1 protein-coding gene and 1 pseudogene are annotated in these 1612 nt (G+C 70.5%); both read right to left on the bottom strand.

Annotated elements, in window-relative coordinates:
• Window positions 1–191 (bottom strand): annotated as a pseudogene (locus tag WH07_RS35760) (3-oxoacyl-ACP synthase); the annotation flags it as partial.
• A 143-nt stretch (window positions 192–334) separates the two neighbouring features.
• Window positions 335–1612 (bottom strand): terpene synthase family protein (locus WH07_RS35755; RefSeq protein WP_408645993.1); only part of this gene is annotated, 1278 nt, incomplete at its 5' end.

The raw sequence follows: 1612 nt of genomic DNA, 5'->3' as shown, positions 1-1612 counted from the left end.
ATCAGCCGCCGCGCCGCCTCGTACGCCAGGTCCCCCGTCGACACCCCCCGGCCCGCGCGGTGGCGGCTCGCGATCCCGGTGCGCGAGCGCACCCACGCGTCGTCCACCCCCCAGGCCGCGGGCAGCGCCTCATTGGGCACCGGCTCCCCGGGCACCCACCCGGCGACGCCCTCCAGCACCGCCGTCCGCACCTCGCGGGCGCCCCGGGCCCCCGGGGCGCGCGGCGCCCGCTTTCCCGCGCGCCCGTACAGTGCGTATCCGCTCGCCACCCACGGCCCCCATCCGGTAAACACTCACATTGACCGGATGCCAAACGCCCTGGCGCACAAGCGAGTTACTGCACCATTTGGGGGACTGGTCGCACAGATTGCCAGCCCGGCGGCGAAATCCGCGCGGCCGAGGTGCCGATTCCATTCGGTACGGGCAGGGTCCAGCGGGCGATTCCCGCACGGTCCCGGAGCAGTTCGGACTCCTTGTACCGCCCGCATCCCCGGTGCCACACCAGAATGCCCGAGAGCCAGTTCTCCAGCCTCTCCACATATCCGGCGAGCGCCCGCCGCGCTTCGTCGTCCAGTCCGAAGTCGTCGCACAGCACCGGCAGTTCATGGGCGACGACATGCTGGAACTGGCTCATGCGCGAGTTCATCAAATCACCGACGATGGTGAGAGCCGTCGGGTAGTCGCAGCCGAAGAAGTTCTGCACGACCAGAACGCCATTGTGGATCTCGCCCTCGAACTCGATCTCCTTCTGGTACGAGAACACATCGTTCACCAGACACGCGTAGTCCTGCGCCGCGTTCTCCATGGCCCTCACCGGGCCGCTCCGGCAGATCTCCGGCGGCACCGTCCGCCCATGGCTCAGCCGGGACAGGCTCATCGTCATGTGCGAGCCGAAGGTCCGCCGCCGCATCTCCAGATAGTCGACGGGGTCGGGGATACGGTTCTGCGCCTGGTTGGCCAGCTCCCAGAGCCAGCTTTCGATCATGTCCTCGACGGCCTGCCGGAAGACGCGCCGCCCGTCCCGGTCCAGCGACCCCGCCGTACGGGCCCACAGATCGGCCAGCCCGCGCTCCAGCCCGGTGGCCGGCACCGGCGTCCCGTCCGTATCGACCGGCATGAACGTCAACAGCCGTTCGTTGCAGGCCCTCGCGCCCGCCAGATCGCGCCGGCCGCCGTACACCACCGGGTAGTAGTCGTCGGCGTACGTCCCCCAGGTCAGCCAGTCCGAGGTCAGATCGAGCCCCTCGGGGGTGGCGTCCGGGTGGATGCCCGCGGCGCAGAGCGGCAGATCGATACGCCGGAGCCGCTCCTCGTTCCAGACACCGGAGCCCGGCACCCCCGGCTGCGCCTCCAGGATCCCCATCCGGTGCGCCCACTCGACGGTGTGCTCCCGCGAGCGGCTGAGATACGGGCTCAGAGCGGCCTCGAACGGCATCCGGAACTCGGGCAGCACGGAAGGCCCGACCCGCTGGAAAGGGACATGGCCGTGCTTGCGCGCCCTGGTCGCGGCGCCCCTGCCGGTCGCCTTCGCGATGTCCGCCGCGACCGTCCCGAGACCGACCGGAATCATGGAGAACCCCGGAATACCACCGCCCGGCGCCCCCTCCGGCCC

This window comes from Streptomyces odonnellii, from assembly GCF_000981895.1.
Taxonomy (GTDB): domain Bacteria; phylum Actinomycetota; class Actinomycetes; order Streptomycetales; family Streptomycetaceae; genus Streptomyces; species Streptomyces odonnellii.
The sequence above is the reverse complement of the archived record's forward strand: the minus strand, read 5'-3'. Positions and strand labels throughout refer to the sequence as shown.